At 62.5% G+C, this 26,088-nt stretch carries 22 protein-coding genes; 17 read left to right on the forward strand and 5 right to left on the reverse strand.

What is annotated here, in order from left to right; translation table 11 throughout:
* The 8 genes from KBC96_09405 to KBC96_09440 all read left to right on the forward strand — a co-directional run.
* The coding region (locus KBC96_09405) for a hypothetical protein (GenBank protein MBP6964609.1) at positions 1-190 on the forward strand (190 nt) is incomplete at its 5' end.
* A gap of 114 nt (positions 191-304) precedes the next feature.
* Positions 305-1,147 carry a sugar phosphate isomerase/epimerase gene (locus KBC96_09410; protein MBP6964610.1) on the forward strand — a complete coding sequence of 281 codons (843 nt, stop codon included), beginning with the start codon at positions 305-307 and terminating at the stop codon, positions 1,145-1,147.
* A gap of 51 nt (positions 1,148-1,198) precedes the next feature.
* Complete coding sequence (locus KBC96_09415; protein ID MBP6964611.1) at positions 1,199-2,821, forward strand: peptidylprolyl isomerase; 1,623 nt, start codon at positions 1,199-1,201, stop codon at positions 2,819-2,821.
* 51 nt (positions 2,822-2,872) lie between these two features.
* Positions 2,873-3,721: a 16S rRNA (cytidine(1402)-2'-O)-methyltransferase gene (gene rsmI, locus KBC96_09420; protein ID MBP6964612.1), complete on the forward strand. Its 849-nt coding sequence runs from the start codon at positions 2,873-2,875 to the stop codon at positions 3,719-3,721.
* The gene (locus KBC96_09425; protein ID MBP6964613.1) at positions 3,711-4,517 is read left to right on the forward strand and encodes a hypothetical protein; all 807 of its coding nucleotides are present in this window, start codon (positions 3,711-3,713) and stop codon (positions 4,515-4,517) included. The genes rsmI and KBC96_09425 overlap by 11 nt, the downstream gene beginning before the upstream one ends.
* A 24-nt stretch (positions 4,518-4,541) precedes the next feature.
* Positions 4,542-5,270, forward strand: coding sequence for an NTP transferase domain-containing protein (locus KBC96_09430; protein ID MBP6964614.1), 729 nt, complete (start codon positions 4,542-4,544; stop codon positions 5,268-5,270).
* Positions 5,271-5,419: 149 nt separating this feature from the next.
* Positions 5,420-6,667: an ammonium transporter gene (locus KBC96_09435; protein MBP6964615.1), complete on the forward strand. Its 1,248-nt coding sequence runs from the start codon at positions 5,420-5,422 to the stop codon at positions 6,665-6,667.
* Positions 6,668-6,677: 10 nt separating this feature from the next.
* Positions 6,678-7,019 (forward strand): P-II family nitrogen regulator, encoded by a 342-nt coding sequence (locus tag KBC96_09440; protein MBP6964616.1) that lies wholly within the window; start codon positions 6,678-6,680, stop codon positions 7,017-7,019.
* Positions 7,020-7,066: 47 nt separating this feature from the next.
* Here KBC96_09440 and KBC96_09445 read toward each other — a convergent pair whose 3' ends face one another.
* On the reverse strand, positions 7,067-7,483 hold the full coding sequence (locus tag KBC96_09445) for a tetratricopeptide repeat protein (protein MBP6964617.1): 417 nt from the start codon (positions 7,481-7,483) through the stop codon (positions 7,067-7,069).
* A gap of 224 nt (positions 7,484-7,707) precedes the next feature.
* Between KBC96_09445 and xseA the strand changes: the two genes are divergently transcribed.
* The 5 genes from xseA (at position 7,708) to KBC96_09470 (ending at position 13,489) form a co-directional block, all read left to right on the forward strand.
* Positions 7,708-9,012, forward strand: coding sequence for an exodeoxyribonuclease VII large subunit (xseA, locus tag KBC96_09450; protein ID MBP6964618.1), 1,305 nt, complete (start codon positions 7,708-7,710; stop codon positions 9,010-9,012).
* On the forward strand, positions 9,012-9,236 hold the full coding sequence (gene xseB / locus KBC96_09455) for an exodeoxyribonuclease VII small subunit (GenBank protein MBP6964619.1): 225 nt from the start codon (positions 9,012-9,014) through the stop codon (positions 9,234-9,236). Before xseA ends, xseB begins: the two co-directional genes overlap by 1 nt.
* 258 nt (positions 9,237-9,494) lie before the next feature.
* A complete protein-coding gene (locus KBC96_09460) occupies positions 9,495-11,522 on the forward strand; it encodes a hypothetical protein (GenBank protein MBP6964620.1) in 2,028 nt (675 codons plus the stop codon).
* A 9-nt stretch (positions 11,523-11,531) separates the two neighbouring features.
* Positions 11,532-12,599 (forward strand): NAD-dependent epimerase/dehydratase family protein, encoded by a 1,068-nt coding sequence (locus KBC96_09465; GenBank protein MBP6964621.1) that lies wholly within the window; start codon positions 11,532-11,534, stop codon positions 12,597-12,599.
* Between the two features lie 215 nt (positions 12,600-12,814).
* The gene (locus KBC96_09470; GenBank protein MBP6964622.1) at positions 12,815-13,489 is read left to right on the forward strand and encodes a hypothetical protein; all 675 of its coding nucleotides are present in this window, start codon (positions 12,815-12,817) and stop codon (positions 13,487-13,489) included.
* Between the two features lie 6 nt (positions 13,490-13,495).
* Here the strand turns inward: KBC96_09470 and KBC96_09475 are convergent, their stop codons facing one another.
* From KBC96_09475 to KBC96_09485, 3 genes are read right to left on the reverse strand one after another with little or no spacing between them, the layout of a single operon-like run.
* The gene (locus tag KBC96_09475; GenBank protein ID MBP6964623.1) at positions 13,496-14,905 is read right to left on the reverse strand and encodes a hypothetical protein; all 1,410 of its coding nucleotides are present in this window, start codon (positions 14,903-14,905) and stop codon (positions 13,496-13,498) included.
* A 42-nt stretch (positions 14,906-14,947) separates the two neighbouring features.
* The gene (locus KBC96_09480) at positions 14,948-16,600 is read right to left on the reverse strand and encodes a GAF domain-containing protein (GenBank protein MBP6964624.1); all 1,653 of its coding nucleotides are present in this window, start codon (positions 16,598-16,600) and stop codon (positions 14,948-14,950) included.
* Complete coding sequence (locus KBC96_09485; GenBank protein MBP6964625.1) at positions 16,593-17,168, reverse strand: response regulator; 576 nt, start codon at positions 17,166-17,168, stop codon at positions 16,593-16,595. The genes KBC96_09480 and KBC96_09485 overlap by 8 nt, the downstream gene beginning before the upstream one ends.
* 55 nt (positions 17,169-17,223) lie before the next feature.
* On the opposite strand from KBC96_09485, the gene KBC96_09490 reads away from it, so the two are divergent.
* Genes KBC96_09490 through KBC96_09505 form a run of 4 tightly spaced genes read left to right on the forward strand, consistent with a single transcriptional unit; the run spans position 17,224 to position 24,596 of the window.
* A complete protein-coding gene (locus KBC96_09490; protein MBP6964626.1) occupies positions 17,224-18,087 on the forward strand; it encodes a hypothetical protein in 864 nt (287 codons plus the stop codon).
* Positions 18,088-18,111: 24 nt separating this feature from the next.
* Positions 18,112-20,739 (forward strand): leucine--tRNA ligase, encoded by a 2,628-nt coding sequence (locus KBC96_09495; protein ID MBP6964627.1) that lies wholly within the window; start codon positions 18,112-18,114, stop codon positions 20,737-20,739.
* A gap of 15 nt (positions 20,740-20,754) precedes the next feature.
* Complete coding sequence (locus KBC96_09500; protein ID MBP6964628.1) at positions 20,755-22,782, forward strand: tetratricopeptide repeat protein; 2,028 nt, start codon at positions 20,755-20,757, stop codon at positions 22,780-22,782.
* Positions 22,782-24,596, forward strand: coding sequence for a tetratricopeptide repeat protein (locus KBC96_09505; GenBank protein MBP6964629.1), 1,815 nt, complete (start codon positions 22,782-22,784; stop codon positions 24,594-24,596). The genes KBC96_09500 and KBC96_09505 overlap by 1 nt, the downstream gene beginning before the upstream one ends.
* A 21-nt stretch (positions 24,597-24,617) precedes the next feature.
* On the opposite strand, the gene KBC96_09510 is transcribed toward KBC96_09505, so the two are convergent.
* A complete protein-coding gene (locus tag KBC96_09510) occupies positions 24,618-25,736 on the reverse strand; it encodes an exo-alpha-sialidase (protein MBP6964630.1) in 1,119 nt (372 codons plus the stop codon).
* Positions 25,737-26,088: the final 352 nt, after the last annotated feature.

A 26,088-nucleotide genomic window follows, 5' to 3' on the forward strand; every position in this document is an offset into this window, starting at 1 on the left:
GCCGCTCCCGCGGCGTATCGAGAGGGTTACCCTTGGCCTGGGGGAGCGCGACCTGACGGAGGGGGTCTCTCGTTACGGTTTCCTCGAAACCTACTCGAGACGGGACGGACGGGGCGAGCTGTTGGGGGAAGTGAATCTCTCGAAGGGGCCTCTGCCTGACTATCAGACTCCGACCGATCTCCTCGAGTAGCCGCTCCCGCGGCGTATCGAGAGGGTTACCGTTGGCCTGGGGGAGCGCGCTCTGCTTGACAAAGCTCGGCCGTTCCTATAGTATGAGCGGGTGAATTTGTACCCGGAGGGCGCCGTGAAGCTGTCAGTCATCACCGACGAGATATCCCAGGACTTCGAGCACGCGCTGGACGTGATGCAGGAGTACCGCGTCCCCGGCGCGGAGCTGAGATGCCTGTGGGACGTGAACATCGCGGACATGGACGAGGACGGCATCGCCCGCGCGAAGAAGCTCGTCGCGGACAGGGGGGTGGAGGTCTCGTGCATAGCGTCGCCGTTCTTCAAATGCGAGTTGTTCGGCGAGGGCGGGGAGAAGGGAATGACGCACGGGGCGCACGACCGGGGCCTCGACGAGCAGATGGAGCTGCTGGAGCGGTGCATCCGGCTGTGCGACGAGTTCGGGACGAGGTTCATCCGGGTTTTCGCGTTCTGGAAGCGGGGCGAGCTTACCGATGATATAGAGAGCCGGATCGTGGAGGCGTTTATCGAGCCGGCGGAGCGGGCTCGCCGGGCCGGGGTGGTGCTGGGACTCGAGAACGAGCATGCGTGCTACCTGGGCACGGGGGTGGAGACCGCGCGGGTGATCGAGGCGGTCGGCTCCCCGGGGCTGATGGGCGTGTGGGACCCGGGGAACGCGTTCTGCGCGGGGGAGACGCCGTATCCCGTGGGCTACGAGGCGATGAAGCATCATCTGGTGCACGTCCACGTGAAGGACGCCGTGCGCGGGGATGACGGAAAGGTGAGCTTCGTGCGGATCGGGGACGGGGAGATAGACTACCGGGGGCAGTTCGCGGCGCTGAGGGCGGACGGATACTCGGGCTTCATCTCGCTCGAGACGCACTTCAAGCCGGGCGGGAGCTCCGAGGAGGGCTCGCGGCTGTGCCTCGCGGCGCTGAATGAAATGATCGGGGACGGATAGAGGCTCGGCGGGGCATCGGATCAGGGAAACATCACCGTTTGGAGGACGTTCATGTCAATACAGGGAATGCGGACGAAGATGTCCAGGTATCTCAAGTGGCTCGTGCTGATCATCGCGGCGACATTCGCGATCGGGTTTGTGGGGATGACGCTCGGCGGAGGCGGCATGGGGGGCCGGGGCGCCAACAAGCAGGTCGGCGTGCTGGCGAAGGTCAACGGGCAGAAGATCAAGTGGGACTACTACCTGGAGATCCTGCGCAGGCAGATGGAGCAGTACGAACGGCAGAACATTCCGGTGACGACGGAGATGGAGATCCAGATGCGCGGGTCGCTCTTCGAGCAGCTCGTGGACCAGGAGATGAAACTGCAGGCCGCCAAGAAGGAGCGGGTGCGCGTATCGCGGGGCGAGCTGAACAAGAAGATAGACGAGTACACCGACATGCAGATGAAGTCCCTGCGGGAGGCGGCCCTGCGGGGGAAGAAGGTCAAGGACGACAAGGTTTTCGCGGCCGAGCTTGCGAAGGCGGAGCCGGGAATGACCATCCAGAAGAAGCGCAAAGAGATACGGAAGCAGTTCGAGGCGGTTGCTGAGGAGATTCGCAAGTCGCTGATCCTGGAGAAGCTCGACAAGAAGATCGCGGAGACGGCGAAGACGGACGACAAGGCGTTCGAGGCGAGCTTCGACCAGGTCAAACTGAGCCAGATTACCGTCGCGTCGGTCGGGAAGCGCTCCGACGAGCAGGCGAAGAAGCGCGCGGACGACGTGGCGGCCAAGATCCGGAAGGGCGAGGACTTTGCGAAGGTCGCGGGCGAGTTTTCGGACGACATGTACAAGGGCTTCGGGGGGAACCGCGGCCCGGTGGTGAGAATCCAGCTCGAGGAAGAACTCCGCGACCCGGCATTCGCGCTGAAGGCGGGGCAAGTGAGCGACCCGATCAAGACCGCGGGGGGATACGTCATCCTCAAGTCGGCGGGGGTGAGCCGCAACGTGCCGACGGAGCTGAGCGATCCGGCTAAGAAGAAGCAGTACCGGGAGCAGTTCGTCCAGCAGGAGCAGGAGCGCGCAAAGGCGGAGTATTACGGGAAGCTCAAGAAGGCGATGGCGCTCGAGATAATGGACCCTGAGATGAAGGCGTACATGGCGATGCGCGATTCGTACGCCGGCATGATGACCGCGTCGGAGTCGGAGCGGAAGGCCCTGATCGAGAAGGTGGCCAAGCTGTACCAGGCGGCCGTGGACGGGGCGGGGGAGGACACCGGGATGCGCGCGCGGTGCAGCATCCAGTTGTGGCGCCTCTACGAGATCCTCAGTTCGTCGCCGATGTTCGGCGCGACGGACGCGGAGAAGAAGAACTACGCCAAGCTCGGGCGGACGGCGCTGGAGGAGGCGCTGAACTCGACGGAGGACGTGGACCTGCGCCTCGCCCACGCGAAGATGGCGCTGGAGGCGGGTGACAAGGCGGCGGCCCTCGAGAGCCTTGACATCGCGTCGGACAACGCGTACGACAACGTGCAGGCGATGGAGCAGATCCGGGACATGTACAAGCAGATGAACCGGAACGACCTCGCGGCCGCCCAGCAGGCGGAGATCGACGATTTCAAGCGGAACAACCCTGAAGGCGACTCCTCCACCGCTACTACGGAGCCGATCCGCATCCCGGCGGGCGGCGAGTAAGATGAACGGCTGATCCCCCGGCGGCTCGCGCCGGGGGATCGGGACAACCCGATGCCCGGAACCCTTTACCTCGTGGCGACCCCGATCGGCAACCTCGCGGACATCACCCTTCGGGCGCTGGACGTCCTCCGGGGCGTGGACGTGATCGCCGCGGAGGACACGCGCGTCACCCGGAAGCTCCTCGACCACTACCAGATCCCCGTGGCGATGACCCCCTATCACCAGCACAGCCGCGGCCGGAAGGCGGAACACCTCCTCGCGCTGCTGGAGGAGGGGAAGGACGTGGCGGTCGTCTCCGACGCGGGGACGCCCGGTATCTCCGACCCGGGGCACGAGTTGATCGCCATCGCCATCGCCCGGGGGATCAGGGTGGAGGCGGTTCCCGGAGCCAACGCGATCATTACGGCCTTGGTGGTCTCCGGCCTCTCCACTCGGAGGTTCACGTTCGAGGGGTTCCCTCCCCGGCCCGTCGGAGAGCGCAGGGCGTACTTCGAATCGCTCAGGACGGAGCCCCGCACGATGATCTTCTACGAGTCGCCGCTGCGCCTCCTCGCCACGCTCAAGTCCGCGCTCGGAACGTTGGGCGACAGGAAGGCGGTCGTCGCGCGCGAGGTGACGAAGAAGTTCGAGGAGATTCACCGCGGAACGCTCTCCGACGCGATCGCGCGCTTCACAGAAGTGAAAGCAAAGGGCGAGATCACGCTGGTCATCGAGGGGTCGTGCGTCGCGGCCGAGCCGGTGTCTGACGACCAGGTGCTGGAGGCTCTGCAGTCGTTCCTCGCTCAGGGGATGTCCGAGCGGGATGCGGTGAGGCATGTAACCGCGCTCTACTCGCGGCCGAGGAAGGAAGTCTACGCGCGAATGCTCAAACTGAAGGAGGAGGTCGAGGATGAAGAGTAGGCTTGCGGTGTACGTGTTGGTGCTGATGCTGTTGGGCAGATGCGTCTTCGCGCAGGACGAGCCGGCAAAGAATGCGGCACCCCCGGACTTCGCGTCAGCGGTTGTTCTCGCTGCGGTCGGATTCCTGCCCGATGACCTGAAGGCGCAGTTCTCGGCGGTCGGGACGCAGATCATCTCGGCGGCAAGGCCGAAGGTAGAAGAGCCGGACAAGTTCTTTGGATTTGCGGAGAAGAATGACGAGGCGGCCCGCAAGCTTTTTGCGGCGCAGTATGAGAAGCTGCGGAAAGCCGTCGAATCGGGGAAGTCGGCAGCCGACCTGAAGGCGGAACTCGGGATCATCGGGTGGCAGGTGATCGCGGTATGCGATCCGTATCGGGCGGACAAGGCGTCGTTCGAGAGCGAGGCGCGCCCGGCATTTACAAAGAAACTCGATGCGCTGGCTTCGACGCTCAAGTGCACGCGCGGGACGTTCGCGCGGGTAACCGATCCGGATCGGTTCGCGCTGGAAATGTCGGCTAAGGCGAGAACGGAACTGAAGAGCCTTCTCGCCGATGAGAAGAAGGGGAAGGACGCGCCGTCCGCGGTTTTCACGCGGGCTTCGAACTCGCTGGCAGATGTGTGGCAGAGTCTCTTCACCAAAGCTGAGGTGGGAGATTTCATCGGCAACAAATCGAGCAAGAAGTTCCATCGTGCGACGTGCAGGCATCTGCCCGCCGAGAAGAACCGCGTGCAGTTCAAGTCCAGGGACGAAGCGATCGAAGCGGGTTACGATCCGTGCAAGGTCTGCAAGCCCTGACGAAGGGGGAGGTTACGCGAGACTATGAAAGGCGTCGTATTGGCGGGCGGGCTGGGGACGCGCTTGTACCCCCTCACCTACGCCACGAACAAGCACCTTCTTCCAGTGTACGATAGGCCCATGATCTACTACCCGATCCAGACGCTCGTGTCGGCCGGGATCCTTGAGGTGATGGTAGTTACGGGTGGACCGCACGCGGGGCACTTTCTCTCCGTGCTGAGGAACGGCAAGGACCTGGGGCTGAGCCACATAGAGTACGCGTACCAGGAGAAGGAGGGCGGCATCGCGGAAGCCCTCAGTCTCTGCGAGGACTTTGCCGACGGCGGTGACATTGGGGTGATCCTGGGCGACAACACTACCGATGCCGACATCTCCCCGGCGGTGAGGAGCTTTGAGTCCGGTGCCCGTCTCTTTCTGAAGCAAGTTGTGGACCCCAGGCGTTTCGGTGTCCCGGTGTTCGACGCCGCCGGCGCGATCGCGGCGGTAGAGGAGAAGCCGGAGGAACCGAAATCCGGCTACGCTGTGACGGGGCTCTACATCTACGACAGCAGGGTATTCGAATACATCCGCGAGTGCCGGCCTTCCGGGCGCGGCGAGCTGGAGATTACGGACGTGAACAACCTCTACATCCGCGCCGGGAAACTCGACTACGTGGAGCTTGAGGGCTTCTGGAGCGATGCGGGCACGTTCGAGAGCCTCTACCGCACGAACAGGTTCTGGGCGGAGAAAGCTCTCGCCGGGGGCGCGACTTAACACCGATTTAACATCCGCGAAACGGCGGCGAAACCTCGATGGCGTAGACTGGCGTCAGTGAGACTACACTTTCGGGGGTATCGAATATGCGATTTCGCGCGACATTGCGGTTCTGCGTCGGGCTTGCGGGACTGATCCTCATCACCGCGATGCCTGTGTCGGCGGCCGACAGCCGCATAAACGCCGGCGACACTGCCTGGATGTTGATGGCGACGGCGCTGGTGATGCTGATGACGCCGGGCCTCGGGCTCTTCTATGGAGGGATGGTTCGCCGGAAGAACGTTCTCGCCACTATCCTTCAGAGCTTCATCCTCATCGGAGTGGTCGGGGTGCAGTGGGTGCTCTTTGGCTACAGCCTGGCGTTCGGCCCGGACAAGTGGCATCTGATCGGGGGGCTCGAATGGGCGGGACTGCGGAACGTCGGGCTTGCCCCGAACGACACATACTCCTCGACGATACCGCATCAGGCGTTTATGATCTTCCAGATGATGTTCGCTGTCATCACTCCCGCCTTGATGACCGGGGCGTTCGCCGAGCGCATGCGATTCAAGTCGTTCCTCATCTTTACGGTCCTCTGGGCGACCTTGGTGTACGATCCCGTCTGCCACTGGGTCTGGGCGCCGGGCGGATGGTTGCGTGAACTTGGCGCGCTGGACTTTGCGGGAGGCACGGTCGTACATATCTGTTCAGGGATTGCCGCCCTGGCGTGCGCCGTCGTCATCGGGAAGCGGCAGGGGTTCGGCAAGGACGACATGGTGCCCCACAACGTCACTATGACCATCATTGGCGCGGCGCTTCTGTGGTTCGGGTGGTTCGGTTTCAACGCAGGCAGCGCTCTTGCGGCGAACGCTCTCGCCGCGAGCGCATTCGTCGTCACGAACACCGCCGCCGCAGCCGCTGCTCTGTCTTGGACCTTCGTTGAGTGGTGGCATCGAGGCAAGCCGACCGCCCTTGGGGCGGCCACCGGTGCCGTCGCCGGACTGGTGGCGATCACTCCCGCCTCGGGTTTTGTCGGCCCGCTTGCCGCCATCGCAATCGGCTCGATCGTGAGCGTTCTTTGCTACTTCGCCATCGCGATGAAGAGCAGGCTCGGTTACGACGATTCGCTCGACGTGTTCGGCATCCACGGCGTGGGTGGGACCTGGGGAGCAGTGGCGACCGGCATCTTCGCGACGGTTGCTATCAACTCTGCAGGCGGCAATGGCCTGCTGTACGGCAATGCATCGCTACTGGCAAAGCAACTGATCGCCATCGGGACCGTGTTTGCCTATTCATTCATTGCCACCGTGATTCTGTTGAAGGTTACAGGAGCGTTTTCCGACCTTCGTGTGTCGCACGAAGAGGAGGAGTCGGGCCTCGATCTCTCCCAGCACGGTGAGATAGGATACTTGTTCTGAGGAGTCGGAGATGATCAAGATAGAAGCAATCATACGTCCCGCGAAGCTGGATGACGTCAAGGACGCGCTGACCGCGCTCGGAGTGAGGGGAATGACTGTGACACAGGTCACCGGAGCCGGGAAGCAGATGGGCCAAACACAGCACTATCGCGGAACGGAGTATGTGGTTAACCTGCTTGAGAAGGTGAAGCTGGAGACGGTGGTTGTCGGCTCGATGGTAGAAGCGGCTGTGGATGCCATCATCCAGGCAGCTTCGACCGGTGACGTCGGAGACGGCAAGGTGTTCCTGACGAAGGTGGAAGATGCCGTCCGTATTCGCACAGGCGAGCGCGGAGAAGCCGCAGTCTCATGACGTCAGTACGGATGTTCTCAGGCGATGCCGGGCGAGCCGGAGGCATCTCATGCCTCCGCGGGGGCTTCTCCTGAGTCGTCTGGAGGCTTCATCATCTCCTGTTCCTGCGCGGCGGTCAGTTGCTCCAGCGCCTGCTTGGCCGCGGAGTAGCTCGGATCGAGTCCCAGAGCGCGCAGGTATTCGTCCTTCGCGAGAGTCGAGTTGTGCGCCTTCTGATAGGCCACCCCGAGGTTGTAATGAATCTGCGGTGAGGTAGGCGCTACGTCAATCGCCTTCTCGAGAATCTCGATCACGTTCTCGAGGTCGTCCTGCCGGAAATACGCCAGCCCGAGATAGAGGTAGATCTGCGGATCGGACGGGTCCAGCTCGAGAGCCTGCTTCAGGGCCTCGATTCCCTGCTCGATCAGGCCCTGCCGGAGAAACTCCAGTCCTTGGTCACGGGGGCTTTGTCCTTCAGCCGTCATCGCTTTGTCCCTCCTGTCATGGAGCGGAGCGGCCTGCTGGGGTACAGCACGCGGCTAGTCAACGATCAGAGAGTGGTTTCAACAACCGGAGAGATATTTCCTGCTTGAACGCTGCGGAAGTATGGTGCAACGCGCCTCATACCGTCAAATGAGTCCTGGCGGCTCGGCAGGTACTCCCCGGCTGCTTGACCGCAGCAGGCCCGGACCCGTATACTGTGCGTGGTATGTCCTTCAACAAGCCGACCCGTTCCATCAGCTTCGACGACGAAGGTGCGGTGCTGAGCGATTCCGGTGAGGGATCGTCGCCGCTCGATCAGCGCAGTAGCGTCCTTTCCGTGCGCCAGCTCTCTGCATGCATCCGCGCTATGTTCGAGACCGAGGAGGCGATGCAGAACGTCTGGGTGCGCGGCGAGGTGAGCAATCTCACCAGGCATTCGAGCGGGCATATCTACTTCTCTCTCAAGGACGAATCGGCCGCTATACGCTGCGTGATCTGGTCCAACGTGGCGAAGAGTGGCCGGTTCGAAATCTCGAACGGCATGAAGATCATCGTCCGCGGACGGGTGACCGTATACGAGAGACAGGGGTACTACCAGATTGCCGTGAACGAGGTCACCCCCGACGGCGTCGGCGCGCTCTACGTTGCGTACGAGCAGCTCAAAGCAAGACTCCAGGCAGAGGGGCTCTTTGAGGACGAGCGGAAGATTGCGATCCCGCGGTTTTCCAGCAAGGTCGCTGTCGTCACGTCCCGGACTGCCGCTGCCCTTCGGGACATCGTCACGATTGCGGCGCGGCGTTGGCCGGCCGCGAGCATCATCCTCGTGCCGAGCCTGATGCAGGGAGACGGTGCTGAGGATGCTGTTGTGGAGGCGGTCCGTACCGCGGACGCCCTTCCGGATGTTGATGTCGTCATCGTGGCGCGCGGTGGAGGCTCGATTGAGGACCTTTGGACGTTCAACACGGAATCGGTCGCAAGGGCGATCGCCGCCGCTGAGAAGCCTGTGGTTTCCGCGATCGGGCACGAGACCGACTACACCCTGGCCGACTTCGTGGCCGACCTCCGGGCGCCGACGCCGTCAGCCGCGGCGGAACTAGTGTTCCCGGACTCGAAGGAAGTGTTGGGGAAGATCGCCCATCTACGCGATGCTATGACCGATGCGCTCAGGCAGTATGTCGTCGACCGAAGGAGCAGGCTCGAAGCCGCGCTGCGTTCGAGGTGCTTTGCCCATCCAGAGGACTTGTTGCGCGACGACTGGCAGACGGTGGATGCCTTCTCGATGCGCATCTCCTCGTCTGCTAAGGAGTTCGTCACGCAGTGTGAGAACCGGCTCGGCAAGGCGGCTGCCCGGCTCGACGCCCTCAGCCCGCTTCGAGTGCTGGCCAGAGGATATGCCGTGGTGCGAAGGCTGGACGACGGCCGGGTTGTCCACGAGGCCTCGAACGTCGCGGCGGGCGATGTGATCGAGACGCTGCTCTCGAACGGGCGGTTGATATCCGAAGTGAAGGAGACTCATGAGAGGTGGGACTGATGGCCGATAGCGAACAGACATTCGAGGATGCCTTGGCGCGGCTCGAGGAGGTCGCGGAGCAGTTGGACGCCGGGAAGCTGCCGCTCGATGAGAGGCTTGCGCTCTACGAGGAAGGGATGAAGCTTGTTCGTGAGTGCAACCGTCAACTCACCGAGGTTCAGGGGAAGCTCGAGGTACTGATCAAGGACGGTAGCGAAGTCTCCACAGAGCCCCTGGAGTTGTAGTCCGTCGTGGCGTCTGTCAACGTACTCGCTCCGGGGCGACGATGAATGGCCTTCACGGTCGATTCGGGCCGCCGCGAGCGCGCCCGCCGTCACCTTGAGGCGGCCCACATCGCGCCTCTCCGATCAACCCTCGCTTGACACGCGAGCGCCGCTCGGTTAGACTGTACGAGCGTACGCAGCCTCGCGCAACGAAGGCTGCTTCGCCAAGACCACTCGGTGCTGAACCCTGATAAGACTTCTGTCTCGGAGGACTCATTCATGTCTGATTCATCCTCGAGCTGCTGCAAGTGCGGCTGCTCCGATCCCGCTTCAAAGACGATCTGCTGCCTCGTGCTCGGATGCGATGAGCGCGCGAAGGGTTTCATGCCCGGTTGGGACGTCGAACTTGCCCGCCAGAAGCTACTCTTCTTCACCACGCCTTCCGACTTTGCCCGAAGGTTCAACGACGCAACAGGGTGCCTCTCGACCGCGTTCCAATCGGCCGACCTCCAGGCCAGGAAGAAGTGCATCTCTTTCCTCCTCGGAGTAACCGATTCGCTCGCTTCCGTCGTCGAACTGCGCCATAACCTGCAGAGCGCGGCGCTCCACGGCGATCAGTGTTTGAGCGACGATGCCGTTGCCAAGGTGCGTGGCGAGGGCGCGAAGCTGCTCGCCGAATGGGAGGCCGCCGCCCCGGACGCCGCGCGCCTTGCCCTCGACGAGATCAAGCTCGAAGACCTTGCGGTGAACAAGGGTGACAACATCTTCATCGCGTGGGCGAAGGACTGGCAGAAGCTTACTGGGGCAGATCCGTATGCCTCGATCGCCGAGCACCTGAAGTGCTTCGCGGCTCTGTATCAGCCGAAGAACTACTACGTGAAGCTCTTCCTCGCGTGGGAGCGCGGCGATACCAGGACCCAGTTCTTCAACGACTACGGCATGCAGGCCGCCAGATGCCGCAAGATCGGGAGCCTCGGGGGTACGACGAACCCCGCGATCGCCGTCATGGGCGAGGACGACCTCGATGCCAAGGGAAACATCCACGGCGAGGAAGCGGCCGCCTTCATCACCCGCTTCCCGAACAAGTGGAAGGCCGTCCGCGCCGTTATCGCCAGGGACCAGAAGGCCCGGAACGAGGCAGACGACTGGGGGGCGACCAAGTTTACGGAGTGGGTCGTCGTGGACGCGATGCTCGCGCTCCGTCCCGTCTTTCTGATGCGGGGCCTGGGGCGCGTCGCCTTCCAACTGCGGCCCGACTGGCACGACCAGGAGGAGAAGTGCGTCCGCGCCGGCGGCGAAATATACGCCGTCCTTGGCGAGAGGGTCAGGCAGTTCGACGACATCCTGCTCGAAGGGGCCGGGGAGCCGTATGTCTCCAAGGCCGCCCCGAGGGTCGGCAAGGCTAACAACCACTTCAAGGTATCATGCACCGGCCCAGTCGCCCTGAACGTCGTCCGCGCGTTCAACGCCGGATACCATCCTGACTTCCCCGATGCGTTGAAGGAGCGGATGTTCACCAACATGACCCTGAGCTACGAAGTCCCGCAGATGGTCGCCACATGGTGCGCGGTCAACGAGGGCATCCGGCAGTGGGAGAAGCGCAACGGCGAGAAGGCGGACGACGGGCTCGGCGGATCGGTCATCACTTCGATGATCGGCCGCTTCAACGATGCCATCCGGGTCTACCGCGTCGAGCAGCTCCTCAACTCGCTTCCCCAGGATTCGCCGTTCAGGTCGGAGATCAAGCCCGCCGCCGTCAAGTCGCTGGACGCCCCCCCGCTCAACTCCGAGGAGTTCAAGTCCGCCGTCGAGCAGGCCGGGATCGAGTTCGACCCCGAGGGCGAGGAAGACGCGATCAGCCGCGCCGGGACGCTCTGCACGAAGCGCGCGGCGAGATGGATCGAGTTCAAGTACGGCTCCCTGCAGAATCGCCTGCTCACCGCCTCGAAGAGGGCCGTCCACCAGAACACCGACCTTCTTGACGTGCCGTTCTCGACGGACTTCGGCAATATCCAGGCGATGTACGTCCGAAAGATGAAGAGGGACCGGCCGCAGATCAAATCGTGGACGACGCTGGAGGACGGCATCGACTCGCAGGGCTTCCCCCTTGCGGGCACCGTCTGGCACCTGCGTCATCAGACGCTCCGCCGTATCTGGCCCGCGTGGGACGACGCTTTCCACGAGGACGGCGTGCTCCCGTCGGAGTACATCAACACGATCTACGTCCCGCCCACCCTCAATCAGTTCCTGGGCTTCTGGGCGGACAATGTCGCCCGCGCGAAGGCCGCCCGCGAGGCCCTCGGCTAGGAGTAGAACATGCCTGCGGCAGAGAACGCGGCCCAGCCTATTCGCAAGGTGTTCGTCACCGGGGGGTCGGGCTTCCTCGGGATCAACCTCGTCCGGCACCTGCTTGACAAGGGATGCGAGGTCGTCTCGTTCGACATCGCCCCGTTCGATTACCCGGAGAAGGACCGCGTGCGCTCGATCGAAGGCGACATCCGCGACCTCGATCGGGTCCGCGAGGCGATGGCGGGGTGCGATGCCGTCGTCCACTCAGCCGCCGCCCTCCCGCTCTACAGCCGCGAGGACATCTTCTCGACCGACGTGGACGGTACGGGCAACGTGCTCGAGGCCGCCTCGCAAGAGGGCGTCCGCCGCGTCGTCTTCGTCTCCTCGACTGCGGTGTACGGCGTGCCTGACCACCACCCGATCTACGAGGACGACCCCAAGGTCGGCGTGGGGCCCTACGGCGAGGCGAAGATCCGCGCGGAGGAGGTCTGCCTCCGGTACCGGGAGCGTGGGATGTGCGTCCCGATCGTCCGTCCCAAGTCTTTCATCGGCCCGGAGCGGCTGGGTGTCTTCGCGCTGTTCTACGACTGGGCCAAGGACGGCAGGGGCTTCCCCCTTCTCGGCAACGGGCGAAACCGTTACCAACTCCTGGACGTGGAAGACCTCTGCGACGCGATCTGGATCTGCCTTACCGGGCCGGACGAGACGGTCAACGACGTCTTCAACATCGGCGCGCGCGAGTTTACGACGATGCGCGAGGACTTTCAGGCCGTCCTCGACCGCGCGGGCTTCGGAAAGAAGATCAAGTGCATCCCCGCCGGCCCCGCCGTCGCCGTGCTCAAGGTCCTTGAGAAGTTGAAGCTCTCCCCCCTCTACTGCTGGGTCTACGAGACCGCCTCCACCGACTCCTTCGTCTCGACCGAGAAGGCGGAGAAGGTCCTCGGGTTCGTCCCCAGGTATTCCAACAAGGACGCCCTCATCAGGAACTACGAGTGGTACCTCGCCAACCTCTCCTCGTTCGAAGGACAGAGCGGGGTCTCCCACCGCGTCCCGTGGAAGCAGGGGATCCTCAGCCTCGCCAAACGCTTCTTCTGAACTCCCTACAGCATCCCCCGCGCTCTGCCGATAATGGAAGTGCGCCCGCCGCGGTCGGGAGCGGTCCCTTCGGCGACAGGAGCATTCCCGCCCTTGAAGGGAAGGTTCCCCGCGGCGTCGGGAACCGTCCCTTCGGCGTCGGGAACATTCCCATCCTCAGAGGGAACAGTCCGATCGGGAGGGGGACCCTTCCCTTCGGCAGAGGGAGGCATCAGATGGCGAGGAAAGACGATTACGTTCCGGTCAACGATCTCGATATGAGTGAGTGGATCGGGCTGTTTGCGGACTACGTGGCCGCGCACGGGGTCGAGTACGGTCTCACTCCCCAGCAGATCGCTTCGCTGCCGGCCGCGCGTGAGGAGTTCGACGAGGCGCTCGAAGACTACAGGCGCGCCCTTCTGCTCCAGCGGAGCGCGTGCGCCCGAAAGAAGAGCGCCCGCTCGGCCCTAGAGGAGGCCCTGCGCCCCATAGCGCGCCAGATGAACCACCACTCGGGGATGACGGCCGACGTCCGGGCAATGCTCGGCCTGAAGGAGCCGCAGCCTCACCGCGTTCGCATGGAGGTGGGAGATGAAGCCCCGCTGCTGCACGTGGAGGCGAGAAAGACCTCCGTGACGGTGCACTTCGGCAGCGATCCGGCGAACGAACAGCGCAACGGGCGCCCCAAGTGGTCGGCGGGGTGCGCAATCTATCGGCGCCGATACGGAGAGGCTCAGTACCAACTGGTGGGGTACGCCACGCAGTCGCCGTTTCGCGACCAAGTCCCTCAGGCGCTCACGGAGTACTCCTACGTCGCGCGCTACGTAGGTCGGCGGGACGGCGAGATGGGGCGGCCTTCTGCGGAGGCCTCGGTGGCGGCCGGCGTTCGGCCGGAGCTTCGGGCCGCCTAGCCGAAGTCAGGCGAGGGCCTCCAGGTGCCGTCGCATGTGGGTCGCGATCCGCTCGTAGTGCCGCGCCTCGTGCTCGGCGAGAAGCGCCCGTATCTCATCGCCCTTCTCCGCGAGCAGCGCGCCGTAAGAGATATGAAAGAGCTGGACGAGATTCCGGTCGCGGCGGTCCAGGCATTCTCCGGGCGGGATTCGGGGCGGAAGGTCTCGTAGGTTGATGTCGGTGTCGTAGTCCCGGAGGCTGTCGTGCAGGTGTGCCAGCGCGATTGTGTAGATCACTTTGTACAACTCCGGCTCGTATTCCGAGACAAGACTTAACGCCTCGAGCCAGCTCGTGCCGGAGGTCTTCACATGGAATAGCCCCTCGACGGCCTCCCCGAACGGCCGGTAGGCGAGCCACTTGTCGCTGCCGGAGTGGAGGCTCAGCTTGTACCCGCCGATCTCCCGGGCGAGTCGCGCGTGCATCCGCATCGAGGCCGCAAGGTCGGCCACGTCGCCGATGAAGTCAACTCCCTTGCGGAACTTGCCCGGGAACCTGGGCGCGAGGCTCGTAAGCGCGACGCCGGATGCGTGGAGGTACTCGGCGGCGAACAGGTGGTCTTCGAGGGTGGTCTCCTGCGAAGCCTCGTCCATCGAGACCTCGAGATCGAAGTCCGGCATCGCCGCGCGGATGATCCGGTGGAAGCGCACGGCATTCTCGAGGGGGCGCTGGTAGACCGCCGCCGAGCGTAGGAGTTCCTGCTCTGACGTCGCATGCGCCGCGACTCCCTGGCCGGAGTGCTTCCGTACGATCCGGCGGCTCAGATCCGACAAGTCCGATTCATCAAACAGGTCAGACGGATCGGACGGTGACACCCATCCGCTGAGATCGAGGGTGTACATGCTGTACCCCGCGCGCACCGCTTCCGTCAGGCGCTCCTCGTCCTTGATGTGATCCGCGTCCGCGCCCCAGGGAGCGTCGAACCCCACCTCCAGCGCGCCCATCGCGGCGTCGAGGAGGACGTCCCTGAACGTCCGGAGGGTCTTAGTCAGCTCCCTCGGCGACTGCTGAGCGATCACGGGGAAGACCGGGAAGGGCTCCGCCGCGTCCAGGTGAGCGGGCGTCGCCATCCCGAGCCGGTCTCCCATGCCGAGAGACGCGTTTCGGTCGCACCTCACGGGACCGAGGGGCATCAACTGCCGGACGGCCTGGTAGTTCTCCCACGTCGGCTCGTGCAGGCTTGCCTGTGCTCCGGAGGCGAGCGTCATCGGCCCGAACGCGCGGGAATGCATCGGCGGGAAATTGCGCTTGCAGGCGACGCCGATCAGCTTCCTCGCGCCTTGCCGCGCGACGAAGACGTGCCCGCCTTCGATCGGCTTGACGGAGCGGGGGTAGACAGCGTATCCGTGCTGTTGAAGCGGCTCGAGTAGTTGATTCATGGCAGACTCGCTGCAGTAGGGTCGCCGGACAGCCTGGGTGCCCTACTTCGGGAAGACGACCTCGGCGCGGATGCGGTCCGTTCCGGTAAGCGAGAAACGCCCGTGGAGGTCGTCGCGCACGAGGTTCTCGACGATCTGAAGGCCGAGATTGCGGTTCTTCCGCAGATCGAAGCCCTCCGGCAGGGGATTGCCGTCGTTTGTCACGGCGAGCATCAACTCCCTGCCCATGTCCTCGATCTCCACTTCCACCCGGCCCGATTCGATGCCCTGGAATCCGTGCTCGACCGCGTTCTGGATCAACTCGTTCAGGATCAACGCGACGGAGGTCGCCTTGGCGGGCGGCAGGACGATCTCGGCGCCCGCGACCGACGTCTGCACATGCTTCCCGGGCGGGATCAGGCTCTGGGAAGTCGCCTGGAGGATGTTTTCGATCACCGTCTTGACGCTCACCACGTCGAACTGCTCCTGCGAGAGGACTTCGTGGACGGCGGCGATGCTCAGTATGCGGTTGATGCTCTCCTGGAGCACCTGCTCGACCGAGGCGAACTTCGAGTAGTGCATCTGGAGGCGCAGGAGGCTCGCGATCGTCTGGAGGTTGTTCTTCACCCGATGGTGCATCTCCTGGACGATCGCGGATCGGACGACGAGCTTGGCATTGTCAATCGCGATGGCGGCGTGGCTCCCTAGCGCGGAGAGGACGTTGATCTCCTCGGGGGTGAAGACGTGCGGCTTGTCCGTGTAGCAGTTCAACACCCCTATGATCTTGTCCCGGAAGCGGAGGGGAACGCACACGAGAGAGCAGAGCCCCTCGCGCCGGGCGATGTCCGGGTATCGGTACTCGGGCGTCTCTCGCACGTCAAGGACGGTGATCGGGCGCGCCTCGGAGATCGCCTTCCCCGCGAGGCTCTCGTTCAGCTTCAGGTTCGGCTTGTGCGTGTACTCGGAACTGCTGCTCTGAGTTGCGCGGATCACGAGTTCCTGCTTGTCCTCGTCCACGAGCATGACGGTCACGATCTTGAAGTTCATTGACTCGGCGGTCATCGCCACTATCAGGTTGAGGATCTCGTCCAGGTACATCCCGGACGTGATTGAGCGGCTGACCTCCGACAGGGTGGAGAGGTGGGAGACCTGCGCCTGCATGCGGTGGTACAGCTCGGAGCTGTGGATCGCGTTGGCGACCTGCTCGGCGATCCGGTCCATCAGCCTGCGCTGGCCGTCGGTGTACTCGTGCGAAGGCTTGGTGTGGATGTTGATGACCCCGACGAGTTGGTCGTCGGCGACGAGCGGGACGGAGAGCATGGACTGGAAGGGGTCTTCGGTCTCCAGCGCCTTGTAGCGTTCGTCGCGGAAGGCGTCCTTCCCGATCGAGACGAACTGCCGGGTCTTGGCGACCCATCCGGTGATGCCCTCGCCGATCTTCAGCCGCCACTTGCCTACTATGCTCTTGGAGGGGTCTCCCTTCGCCGAGCGGAGCACGAGTTCGTCGGTGTCTTCGTCGAGAAGGTAGATGTAGCAGGTGTCGGTGCCGGTCACCTGGACCGCGATCTCCGCTACGACATCGAGCAGCCGCTGGACGTCGAACGATGATCCTATCGCCTGGCCGAGCTTCCGGAGGGCCTCGACCTCGATCTCCCTCTCCGCGAGTATGCCCTGCAGTCGGCGTATTTCAGCGTCTTGCGCTTCGCGTTCAGACATCCTGGGTGAGGATGACCGCTTCAGCGATCTCGCGCATCGTCTTGCGAGTGTTCATGCTCTGGGATTGAATCCATCTGAACGCCTCGTGCTCTTTCATCCCGCGCTTGTCCATGAGGATTCCCTTGGCTCGGTCCACGATCTTGCGGGTCTCGAGCTGCTCGGATACGTCGCCGAGCTCTTTCTCGAGTTCGAGCATCTCCCGGTAGCGGGATATGGCGATTTCGATGGCGGGAAGGAGATCGGCTTCCTTGAAGGGTTTGACGAGATAGCCGAATACGCCCGCCTCTTTCGCACGGTCAATGAGGTCGCTCTGGCTGTAGGCGGTGAGGAGGAGCACGGGAGCGATTTTCTCTTCTGTGAGCGCTTTGGCGACGTCAAGGCCGTCCATCTCCGGCATCTTGATGTCGAGGATCGCCAGGTCAACGTCGTGTGCGCGCGCGAGTTCGAGCGCCTTCGCGCCGTCGCTTGCCTCGGCGATGACCTTGTGGCCCATGCTCTCGAGGGTCTTCATGAGGTCCAATCGGATTATCGATTCGTCATCGGCGATCAGTATGCGCAGGGAGTCCATCATCACCTCCGGGGGAGTCGTCCTTGTCCGCATATTCTACATCGTGGTATAATCTTTGTCAAAGTGCCGCGTGGCGGTGCTGAAGGAGTGGAACGTGCGGCTCCACGGCGCGAGGTCTGTCCTGATAGCGGCCGCTCTGTATCTTCTGGTGCGACTCTGCGCTCAGATCGCGCCCATCCAGGATGAGCCCGGGGCGTGGGTGATACTGCTGTCGGTGGCCCTGTTCATGCTGATCCAGATGGCGATCGTGCGCGCCGCGTCCGGGCTGCCGTTCCGACAGCGGGCCTTGTGGACGCTGGCAGTAGTCTTCGCGCTGTCGGTAGTCGGGCTGAGCCTTCTGCTCGTCGGGGTGAAGATGCCCGCCGTGCCTTGGGTGCTGGTCTCGGCGCTGAGAGACTTGGAGCTCATTCTGTTCGCGGTGAGCCTGGGCAGTGCTGTGAGCGTGGTTATTCGGGAGGTCAATGTGCTCCTCCCGGTTGCGATATTTGCCGCCGTGGTGGACTTCTGGAGCGTGAACTATGGGCCGCTGGGTACGCTGCTTGCGACGAAGCCACAGCTAGTGGTGGCAGCCGCCGTCCAGGTGCCCGTCGCGGGTCGTGCGATGCCGATCAGCATGATCGGGGTAGGGGACTTCGTCTTCCTCGCGCTCTATTTCGCGGTGATGCACCGATTCAGAATGAACACCGCGGGCGCCTTCTGGTGCGGGTTCTTCTTGCTGACGGCCACGATGTTCGCCGTGATCCGCGTCGAGTGGCTGAATACGGTGCCCGCGCTGGTCCCGATCGGCGTTGCCTTGATCGCCGCGAACGTGAAGCATTTCAGGCTCAAACGCGAAGAGGTGGTCTCGACGCTGATCGTCGGACTCGGTCTCCTCGTGCTTATGGCGCTGTGGGTAGTGCTTGCCCGCCCTGGCGGCTGACGAAGAGTGCAACAAGGTGTGACAATGGCTGAGAAGTACGATTTCCGGGAGATAGAGAAGAAGTGGCAGGAGCGGTGGAAAGAGGCTGATCTATTCCGAACCGAAGACTGCGCGGACAAGCCGAAGTTCTACGGCCTCGACTTCTTCCCATACCCCAGCGGCGCGGGTCTGAGTGTCGGGCACTGCCGCAACTACATACCTACGGACGTGGCCTGCCGCTTCAGGAGGATGAACGGTTTCAACGTGCTTCACCCGATGGGCTGGGACGCGTTCGGCCTGCCCGCAGAAAACGAAGCGATCAAGCGAAAGAGCCACCCGAAGAAGACCGTGCCCGAGTATGTTGCGACCTACAAGCGCCAGATGGACCTCATCGGCATTGGATACGACTGGTCTCGCGAGGTCAACTCGTCCTCGCCCGACTACTACAAGTGGACGCAGTGGATATTCCTGCTCCTCTACGAGCGCGGCCTGGCATACCGGTCGCTCGCGCCGGCGAACTGGTGCCCTCAGTGCGCAACGGTGCTGGCCAACGAAGAGGTCAAGGACGGCCGCTGCTGGCGGTGCGACAACTTCATCGAGAAGAAAGACCTGCCTCAGTGGTTCTTCAAGATTACGGCGTATGCCGACCGCCTGATCGAGGACCTCGATACCATAGACTGGCCCGAGTCGATCAAGCTGATGCAGAGGAACTGGATCGGCCGAAGTGAGGGCGCGGAGGTCATCTTCCACTCCGAGAAGGGCGACGAGATCGTCGTCTACACCACGCGGCCCGACACTCTCTGGGGCGCGACGTTCATGGTTCTCGCGCCGGAGCACCCGCTCGTCGAGAAGCTGATGTCCCCCGATAAGAAGGCCGAGGTCGAGGCGTACTGCAAGGCGTCTCAGCGTGAGAGCGCGATAGAGCGGCAGGCCACTGACAAGGAGAAGACGGGCGTCTTCATCGGCGCACATGCGGTCAACCCGGTGAACGGCTGCAAGATCCCGATCTGGATCGCCGACTACGTGATGATGGGCTACGGCACCGGCGCGATCATGGCCGTTCCGGGTCATGACGAGCGCGACTTCGCGTTCGCTCGCAAGTTCGGGATCCCGATCGTGCCCGTCATCAGGCATCCGGACGCTCCTGCCGGCTACGTCCCTGATGATGCCGAGGACTGGGGGGGACTCACGTTCCACGCTGAATACGGCGACATGATCAACTCCGGTGAGTTTACCGGTACATCCGGGTCAGTCGCCAAGAAGAAGGTCACAGAGTGGCTGGAGGAGCAGGACAAGGGCAAGGCGGCGGTCAATTACAAGCTGCGCGACTGGCTCATCTCCCGCCAGCGCTACTGGGGCGCTCCGATCCCGATCGTCCATTGCGAGAAGTGCGGCGAGGTGCCGGTCCCGGAGGACCAACTCCCGGTCGTGCTGCCCGACGTGGAGCAATACCAACCGAGTGGCAGCGGGGAGTCGCCTCTCGCCAACATTCCTGATTTCGTGAACGTCACCTGCCCGACCTGCGGCGGTCCGGCCAAGCGCGAGACCGACACGATGGGCGGATTCGCCTGTTCGAGTTGGTACTTCCTGCGCTACGTGAGTCCGCACCTCGACACCGCCGCTTTCGACAAGGACCGGGCGGCGTACTGGCTGCCGGTGGACCTCTACGTTGGCGGCGCGGAGCACGCGGTCATGCACCTCCTGTACGCGCGGTTCTGGACGAAGGTGCTCCACGATGCGGGCTGGGTGCCGTTCGTCGAGCCGTTCAAGAAGCTGATGAACCAGGGGATGGTGCTCGCCCATACGCCTCACCGCACGATGGAGGCCGGAGAGTGCACAGAGTCCGAGGATGGCGACGAAGAGGATCGCGATCTGATCCCGCTGAGCCCAGAGGAGGCCGGAGCACTCGAACCTTCTAAGATCATCTGGAAGTTCGTGAAGATGAGCAAATCGAAGCGCAATGTCGTCACGCCGGACGCGATGGCCGAGAAATACGGCGCCGACTCGCTCCGTGTATACGAGTTGTTTGTCGCACCGTTCGAGGACGCCGTCCAGTGGAGCGAGGATGGGATGAACGGCGCGTTCCGCTTCCTCAATCGGGTGTGGCGGCTCGTCACCGACAACGCAAGTGTATTCGATGCGAACTGGCGAGATGGTCTAAAAGGCGCTCAACTAACCGCCGCCGAACGCGACATGCGGCGCAAGACACATCAGACGATTCAGAAGGTGACCGCCGACATCGAGCGCTTCCACTTCAACACCGCCGTCAGCGCCCTGATGCAGATGCTGAACGTCATGTCGGATTCCAGGAATCAGCCGTCAACCATCAACCATTCCGTCATGAGTGAGGCCATCGAGAGCCTGATCCTGCTGCTCGGCCCGATCACTCCCCATCTGGCGGACGAGCTGTGGGAACGACTCGGAAAGTCGGGCACGACCTACGAGCAGACGTGGCCGTCGTTCGATCCCGAGATCGCCCGAGCCGACGAGATCACGCTGATTCTGCAGATCAACGGGAAGGTCCGCGACCGCCTCCAGGTCCCGGCCGGCACCGACGCCGCCGAGTTGGAGCGGATCGCCATGGAGAGCGAGCGGGTGAAGTCGTTCCTGGAGGGCAAGCCGATCCGGAAGGTCGTCGTCATTCCGGAGAAGCTCGTGAACATAGTGGTCTAGAGGATGTCGCCCGGAATGGGTAATGCATCACAGAGCAACATTTCCGTCGTTCCCGGGATCATGTTCAGGCGGACGGGATATGTGTTGGCGGCCATAATCGTCATCGCCGTATTCGTCGCATACTGGCCCGCGATGCACGGTGGGTTCGTGTGGGACGACGACAAGTATGTCTCCAATAACCACCTCCTCACCGCGCCCGACGGCCTGAAGCGCATCTGGTTCTCGGTCGATCAACCGTCCCAGTACTTCCCACTCGTCTACACGACCTTTCGCTTGGAGTACGCCCTCTGGGGGCTGAAGACGACCGGCTACCACGTCACGAACATCATCCTCCATATCCTGAATGCGCTGCTTATCTGGTTCATCCTCAGGAAGCTCTCGGTGAAAGGAGCATGGCTTGCGGCGGCGGTCTTCGCCCTCCATCCGGTTCACGTCGAATCGGTCGCGTGGATCACGGAGCGAAAGAACGTCCTTTCGACGGTCTTCTACCTTCTGACGGTCCTCTCGTGGATGCGGTTCCGTGATCGGGCCGACTGGCGGTTCTACGGCCTGGCCCTGGTGCTCTCCGCTATGGCGCTCTTCGCCAAGACCACGGCATCCACCATTCCCGCAGCTCTGCTTCTCGTCTCATGGCTCCGACGTGAACGGATCGGGTGGCTTGAGTTCGCGCTGATTACGCCGTTTGTCACCCTCGGTGTCGGGGCCGGGCTTATCTCGATCTGGTGGGAGAAGAACAAACAGGGCACAACCGGCGAGATGTTCGATTTCACAGTTGCCGACCGGATTCTTATCGCGGGCCGCGCGCTCTGGTTCTACCTCGGAAAGCTCATCTTGCCCGTGAAGCTCGCATTCAGCTATTCGAAGTGGAACATCGATCTCTCGCAACCTCCTCAGTACCTCTGGCCCGCGGGATGCGCTGCAGTCGCGGGCGTTCTGTGGTGGTTCCGGCGGACGGTCGGCCGAGCACCGATCGCGGCGGGCATCTTTTTCGTCGCCGCTCTCGTCCCGATGCTTGGTTTCTTCTCGCTCTTCACATTCCGCTACTCGTTCGTGGCCGACCACTATCAGTACATCGCGAGCCTCGGTCCGATCGCACTCATCTCTGCCGGGCTGGCGAAGCTCGGTGAGCGATTGAAAGCACCGAAGGGTGTCGGATACGTCGTGCCGGGTCTGATCATCGCAGTCCTCGGAGTGCTGACCTGGAATCAGGCGCATGCGTACCAGAGCGCCGAACGACTCTGGCGCCACACCGTAGCCAACAGCCCCGAATCATGGTTGGCCCACAACAACCTGGCGACCTTGCTGAACGAGGATGGCAGGTCGGAGGAGGCGCTCGCTTACGCCGAGAAAGCCCTGCGCCTGGATCCGAATCAACCGGAGGGGCAGGATACCATGGGCTGCACGCTGCTGAATCTTGGCAGGGGCGATGAAGCACTGCCGTACTTTCGGAAGGCTATCGAATTGAATCCCGCCTGGGTTCAGGCATACTTCGATTACGGCGTTGCTCTGCAGAGGCTCGGAAGGCTCGAGGAGGCCATCGAGCAGTATGGAAAGGCGGTCAACTTCAGGCCGGACTATGCGGAGGCTGAACTGAATCTCGGGGTGGTCCTGATGGACCGAGGCCGGTTCGACGAAGCGCTTCCGCACCTTGAGAATGTCATAGGAATGAGGCCGGACTGGCCGGACGCACGTAACAACTATGGTTTCGCGCTGAGTAGGCTCGACAGGATTGATGAAGCAATCGAGCAATACAAGAGCGCGATTGAACTCAGGCCTGACTATGCCAAGGCTCGACTCAACCTTGGCGTGGCTCTCATCAGCATTGGACGATTCGATGAGGCAATCACCCACCTGCGTGAGGCGCTCAGCATCGAGCCCGATTTCGTCGGCCCCCACAGCTATCTTGCCGTTGCGCTCTACTACAAGGGTATGTACGCCGATTCCTGGAGCGAGCTCCACGCTGCTGAGAGGAACGGTGAATCGGCTAACCCCGCGTTCGTGAAGGTGCTCTCCGCGAAGATGCCCGATCCGGGAGCTGAGTGATGGCAAAGGTATCGCCCGAGCGGTCTGCCTCCATCTGTAAGTGCAGCCCCTCCCGCATGGACTACCTGCTGGTGGCGTTCATCGCTATCGCGGTATTCGTCGCCTACTGGCCTGCAGTCCACGGCGAGTTCATCTGGGACGACGAGGAGTACGTCTCAGGAAACGAGCTTCTCACCGCGCCGGACGGTCTTAGGCGTATCTGGCTCTCCACAGACGCTCCCTCGCAGTACTTCCCCCTCGTCTACACGACCTTCCGCATCGAGCGAGCGATATGGGGACTCGATACGACCGGGTACCACGTTACGAACATCGTGCTACACATCCTGAATGCACTCCTGGTGTGGCTGATTCTGAGGAAACTTTCGGTAAGAGGGGCATGGCTGGCGGCCGCCGTCTTCGCGCTGCATCCTGTGCATGTGGAATCCGTCGCGTGGATTACGGAGCGCAAGAACGTGCTCTCCACGTTCTTCTATCTGCTGACGGTCCTCTCGTGGATGAAGTTCCGTGACCGGTCCGACTGGCGGTTCTACGTACTCGCAGTCCTGGCGAGCGCGCTTGCTCTCTTCGCGAAGACGACTGCATGTACTATACCGGCGGCGCTGTTGCTCGTGTCTTGGTTCAGGCGCGAGCGGATCGGGTTGCGGGAGTGGGGCCTGATGATGCCGTTCGCTGCGCTTGGCACAGCAATGGGTCTGACCTTGATATGGTGGGAGAAGAACAAGCAGGGCACTACCGGCGAGGACTTCGACTTTACGATGCCGGAGCGTGTCCTGATCGCATCCCGAGCATTGTGGTTCTATATTGGCAAGTTGGTTTGGCCGGCGAGGCTCGCGTTCAGCTACTCACGATGGGAGATCAATTCGAGCCAGCCGATTCAGTACCTGTGGTCGGCGTGCTGGGTTTCGGTTGCGGCCGTGCTGTGGCGGTCTAGACGGATGGTCGGCCGTGGCCCGATCGCGGCGCTGGTGTTCTTCGTGGCCGCCCTCGTTCCTATGATCGGGTTCTTCTCGCTCTACACCTTCCGGTACTCATTCGTCGCCGACCACTACCAGTACGTCGCGAGCATTGGGCCGATAGCCGTCGTTGCGGCCGCCCTGGTGGTTCTGGGTGACAGGATGAAGCAGGCGGTCCGTCGGGGCTTGTCGGTGTTCGTGCTCTTCGTTCTGGCGGTCCTAACTTGGGATCAAGCACACGCGTATAAGGATTTCGAGCATCTATGGAGGCACACGATCAGGAAGAATCCGGTGTCATGGATGGCTCACAACAACCTTGCGGCCCTGCTGAACGAGCAGGGCCGATACGACGAAGCGCGGCCGTTTGCGGAGGAGTCGCTGCGGCTCAACCCGGACTCCTGGACGGCCCAGGCGACCATGGGGCATCTGCTGATGCATGAAGGCCGACCCGAGGAGTCTCTGCCGTACTTCCGGAGAGCCATCGAACTGCGTCCGGACTGGGCGACCGCGTATTTCGACTACGGTGTCGCCCTTCAGAGTCTGAACCGATACAAGGAAGCCGCGGATAAGTACTCGAAGGCAGTCGAGATCAGCCCCAACTATGCGGATGCCCTGTTGAACCTGGGAGTCGTGCTGGCCGATCTTGGGCGGATTGACGATTCGATCGCTCAGTTCCGCCGGATCATCGCAGAGCGCCCCGATTACCCGAACGTCCACGGTAACCTGGCGATGGCGTTGTACTTGAAGGGCGACTATGCGGAAGCCTGGTCCGAAACCCGGATTGCCGAGCGCAACGGAGACGCTTTGAACCCAGCGTTCATGGAGGCGTTGTCGCGCAAGATGACAAATCCCCGCCGGTAGCAGGACGATGGATCTCCACGCTCATTCAAGGGCCAGGATGCTGCCGGCGATATACCGAGTGCCGTCATCCTGGTTGAAGTAGTAGGCTACGAGGACGGTGCCGTCCGGGAGCATCGCCGCCCAGGGGTAGCCCAAGTCCCCTCCGCCGCCGTCGTCGCGGATCACAAGTTCAGGTGCGTCGGCGATGTTCGTGCAGTCCGGGTCGAGTAACCTGGCACGGATTCCGTATGGCACGTGGCGGTATCCGTACACCAGCAGCACCCGACCGTCCCGGAGTTTGAGGGCATGGTACGGATGGCCGACGATCTCCCCGTCCTCCCACTTGAAGCTCTTGCCGCGGTCTGTCGATCGCCCAACCGCGAGGTGGTCATCGAAATCCGCCGTTCGCATGAAGGCGACGATATCGCCTCTCCGAGTCTCGACCAACGATGTCTCGTTGAAAGACACCTTCTCGTCGTCGGCGATCGGGCATGCATACTCCCATGTTTCCCCTCTGTCAGATGACATGAGAAGCTGAACCGTTGAGTTCCGTGCCTTGGGATGCTCGTTGCAGCACACTGCCCAGTACAGCTTGCCGTCCTTGCCCTGCATCATCGCTCCGCGGTTATAGGCCGGAGTCGGTCTGCCCAGCGCGTCGGTCGTACCGTCGAGATCAACGTGTGGTGGCACGAACGGACCCATCCATGTCTTCGCGCCGTCGTCGGAACGCATTATGTAACCGCCGAGAAAGGCGTATGGCGGGTGAGACAAGCTCTCCTGCAGTTTCTCTACCGTCTCAGGCGGCAGGAGTGCCCATCCGTAGCTCGTGCATACAATCGAGCCGTCGCTCAGCTGAACCATACATGGGTCCTGCGATCCTCCGAGCGGGTGTGCGAAGATCAACTCAGGATCCTTCGTCCAGGTCTTTGCGCCGTCCTTGGAGCGTACTAGAACGAGGTAGCTGTTCGCGTCAGTGTGGGAAACGTTGCCCTTCCAGAGGTCGCGTCTGTTCGGCGCGCGTCGGAACGCGCACAGTATCTCGCCGCTCTTCCTCACCACGAGCGACGGGAATGCCGAGTAGTACATGTCGTCGCGATAGATGATCAAGTCTGCTTGCTTCTTCATGCCTGGAGTGCTCCTCTCGAAGGCCGGCCGGGACATAGATGATCCTGTCGCACAAGCTGCTACAGCCACTACAGCGGCAATCCGCAGGAACATGGCGTATCTCCTCTCCGGTGTCAATGATGGTCTCTCCATCACGTATATTGTGCCGGGGGGTCCGCATGTCCTCCCGCGCGGAACCTGTGAACGACAGTAGCTTCGACCTCCACTCGCCAGTGGAGATGATCAGCAGGCAAGATCCCATTTTCTTGTGCAGCACCAGGAATAGTTTTCCGCCGAACTGGGTATATGATGCGTGGCTACGGCTATAATATGACCAGCGACAAGTGAGCGGTAGAGCTGTCACCGATTGATCTGTCAGAGCTTGCTTTCTTAGCATCGGTCGCTCTCA

The organism is Armatimonadota bacterium (genome assembly GCA_017993055.1).
Lineage (GTDB): Bacteria > Armatimonadota > UBA5829 > DTJY01 > DTJY01 > JAGONM01.

What these genes read in the sequence shown, in the direction of transcription:
- KBC96_09505 (MBP6964629.1), top strand. Translation starts at nt 22,782, where the DNA reads ATGGCAAAGGTATCGCCCGAGCGGTCTGCCTCCATCTGTAAGTGCAGC.
- KBC96_09415 (MBP6964611.1), top strand. Translation starts at nt 1,199, where the DNA reads ATGTCAATACAGGGAATGCGGACGAAGATGTCCAGGTATCTCAAGTGG.
- xseA (MBP6964618.1), top strand. Translation starts at nt 7,708, where the DNA reads ATGTCCTTCAACAAGCCGACCCGTTCCATCAGCTTCGACGACGAAGGT.
- KBC96_09445 (MBP6964617.1), bottom strand. Translation starts at nt 7,483, where the DNA reads ATGACGGCTGAAGGACAAAGCCCCCGTGACCAAGGACTGGAGTTTCTC.
- KBC96_09430 (MBP6964614.1), top strand. Translation starts at nt 4,542, where the DNA reads ATGAAAGGCGTCGTATTGGCGGGCGGGCTGGGGACGCGCTTGTACCCC.
- KBC96_09500 (MBP6964628.1), top strand. Translation starts at nt 20,755, where the DNA reads ATGGGTAATGCATCACAGAGCAACATTTCCGTCGTTCCCGGGATCATG.
- KBC96_09475 (MBP6964623.1), bottom strand. Translation starts at nt 14,905, where the DNA reads ATGAATCAACTACTCGAGCCGCTTCAACAGCACGGATACGCTGTCTAC.
- KBC96_09460 (MBP6964620.1), top strand. Translation starts at nt 9,495, where the DNA reads ATGTCTGATTCATCCTCGAGCTGCTGCAAGTGCGGCTGCTCCGATCCC.
- KBC96_09465 (MBP6964621.1), top strand. Translation starts at nt 11,532, where the DNA reads ATGCCTGCGGCAGAGAACGCGGCCCAGCCTATTCGCAAGGTGTTCGTC.
- KBC96_09495 (MBP6964627.1), top strand. Translation starts at nt 18,112, where the DNA reads ATGGCTGAGAAGTACGATTTCCGGGAGATAGAGAAGAAGTGGCAGGAG.
- KBC96_09435 (MBP6964615.1), top strand. Translation starts at nt 5,420, where the DNA reads ATGCCTGTGTCGGCGGCCGACAGCCGCATAAACGCCGGCGACACTGCC.
- KBC96_09510 (MBP6964630.1), bottom strand. Translation starts at nt 25,736, where the DNA reads ATGTCCCGGCCGGCCTTCGAGAGGAGCACTCCAGGCATGAAGAAGCAA.
- rsmI (MBP6964612.1), top strand. Translation starts at nt 2,873, where the DNA reads ATGCCCGGAACCCTTTACCTCGTGGCGACCCCGATCGGCAACCTCGCG.
- KBC96_09480 (MBP6964624.1), bottom strand. Translation starts at nt 16,600, where the DNA reads ATGTCTGAACGCGAAGCGCAAGACGCTGAAATACGCCGACTGCAGGGC.
- KBC96_09440 (MBP6964616.1), top strand. Translation starts at nt 6,678, where the DNA reads ATGATCAAGATAGAAGCAATCATACGTCCCGCGAAGCTGGATGACGTC.
- KBC96_09485 (MBP6964625.1), bottom strand. Translation starts at nt 17,168, where the DNA reads ATGGACTCCCTGCGCATACTGATCGCCGATGACGAATCGATAATCCGA.
- KBC96_09470 (MBP6964622.1), top strand. Translation starts at nt 12,815, where the DNA reads ATGGCGAGGAAAGACGATTACGTTCCGGTCAACGATCTCGATATGAGT.
- KBC96_09425 (MBP6964613.1), top strand. Translation starts at nt 3,711, where the DNA reads ATGAAGAGTAGGCTTGCGGTGTACGTGTTGGTGCTGATGCTGTTGGGC.
- xseB (MBP6964619.1), top strand. Translation starts at nt 9,012, where the DNA reads ATGGCCGATAGCGAACAGACATTCGAGGATGCCTTGGCGCGGCTCGAG.